This is a genomic window from Ideonella sp. P3_A4, from assembly GCF_056403075.1.
Window position 1 is genome coordinate 1 of the sequence record NZ_JBFUGE010000914.1, and the last position, 1,815, is coordinate 1,815.

At 63.8% G+C, this 1,815-nt stretch carries 2 protein-coding genes; both read left to right on the forward strand.

Annotated features, from left to right (window positions below; all coding sequences use genetic code 11):
• The first annotated feature begins 203 nt into the window (after window positions 1-203).
• Window positions 204-1,031 carry a hypothetical protein gene (locus tag AC1DYI_RS34370; protein ID WP_477208584.1) on the forward strand — a complete coding sequence of 276 codons (828 nt, stop codon included), beginning with the start codon at window positions 204-206 and terminating at the stop codon, window positions 1,029-1,031.
• Window positions 1,028-1,815: glycosyltransferase family protein (locus tag AC1DYI_RS34375; protein WP_477208585.1), on the forward strand; the 788-nt coding region annotated here is incomplete at its 3' end. The genes AC1DYI_RS34370 and AC1DYI_RS34375, both read left to right, overlap by 4 nt.

The following is a 1,815-nucleotide window of genomic DNA, read 5'->3' on the forward strand; positions in this document are numbered from 1 at the left end:
GGTCAGGTCAGCTGTGACAACCGGGCTGGGCGCTCTGCCGCCCTATCAGCCGCACTTTAATCAGGGTTATATCGACAACTGTTAACCGAGTACTGTATTCCAATTTGTTTCATGAATACATGAATATCGATACAACGAATAGGAATATACATACTTCCACTTAGTTCCCTAGAATCAATGTAAAGAAGATTCAGGGAGCATGTATGGGGCTTTCTATTCCGTTTCTGCCCAGCAGAATACGGGCCAGCGCACTGCTGCACGGCAGCAATGCCGATTTCGTGACGAACGCGTACCTCGCGTTGCAGCGCCAGTGGCCAGATGACGGCGGCTTTGCGCACTATGTGCACGCCCTCAGCGAGCTGGGTGCCAAACGTGCAGACATACTACGCGAAATTGCAAACTCGTCAAACGCCAAACAGTGCGGCGTCGTTTTTATTGACGACCTGCCGGCGGAATATGAGTTCCGGCCGGAAGACCATGACAGTAATAGGCTGCTTGAAACCAGCCTGACGCTGCGCCTGGCCCGAACCGCGGCCGATGTGGAGCAATTGCGCCTCGCCATCAGCCGGCTCACGGCCGGTGAGCTGGCCGGTGCCGTCGAGGGCTTGGTCCAGGCGCAATTGATGCACCAGGCGGTGCTCGAAAGCAGGCTCAACACGCTGGCGGCTGACCAGCGGGGCGAAGGCCTGCAGACCGAACGGGCCGACGTGGACGCCGTCTTCGAGGTCGCAGGCGCCCGGCAACATCTCGTCGTGGTGCCGCCGCCTGCGTCAGCCAAGGAGGCGCACGAGAGCCCAAGCACCGTCCGCGCGCTGCAGGCCGAGGTGGCCGAACTCAGGGCGGAGGTCCAGCGCCTGCACAGCTACGCCACCGTGGAGCTCAAGCGAGAAGTGGCCGACTACGTCAACGCGCTCAGCTCGGCCACGCAGAAACCGGAACACGTTGTGCCGCAGGTCCAGTCGAAGCGCGACGTGGCGCGCGGCCGTGCGCACATTCATGCGGTGGGACGGCAGAGCCGGGGCGGTACATGACCGATCCGCTGGTCGTCTTTTCTCCGCTGCCGCCGGCCAAGTCCGGCATCGCCGACTACATGGCGGAGTTGCTCCCTGCGCTGGCCGCGGTGAGGCCGATCACCGTGGTCTGCGACAAGCTTCCCCCCAGCCCGCCCCGCGGAGATTGGCAGGTCGTGGACGTGGCCGGCTACGAGGCCGATCCCCAGCTGGCTCGATGTCCCCACATCTACCAGATCGGCAACAACGCGGACCATGTCTTCGCCTACCGGGCTTTCAAACAGCGCCCCGGCATCCTGGTGCAGCACGACTTCAACCTGCACTACCTCGTGGAAGACGCCACGCTGGCAGTGGGTGATGGCGCGGGTTACCGCGACGTGTTGTACGAGGAGTACGGCGACGCCGGCGCGGCGCTGGCGGACCTGCGCCAGGCAGGGCTGTTCTCTGAGGCGCAGAAGCTGGCCCTGCCGCTGAACACCCACCTGTTGCGCCGGGCCACGGGGCTGATCGTTCACAACCGCTGGGTCTACGACAGGCTGCCGGAGGCCGTGCGCAGCACCACCATCGTCGTGCCGCACCATGTCTCGCCCCAGGCGCACCAGTACGACGAGCTTTCGCAGGCCGAKGCGCGCGCGTCGCTTGGCTTGCCGCCGGACGTCTTCATCGTGTTGTCGCTGGGCTACATCACGCCGCCCAAGCAGATCCAGACGACGCTGGCCGCGCTCGGACTGCTCAAGCGCCAGGGGGCGGCGTTCCTGTTCGTCGTCGGCGGCCAGCGAAACCCAGGCTTCGATATCGATGCCCA

What these genes read in the sequence shown, in the direction of transcription:
- AC1DYI_RS34370 (WP_477208584.1), top strand. Translation starts at nt 204, where the DNA reads ATGGGGCTTTCTATTCCGTTTCTGCCCAGCAGAATACGGGCCAGCGCA.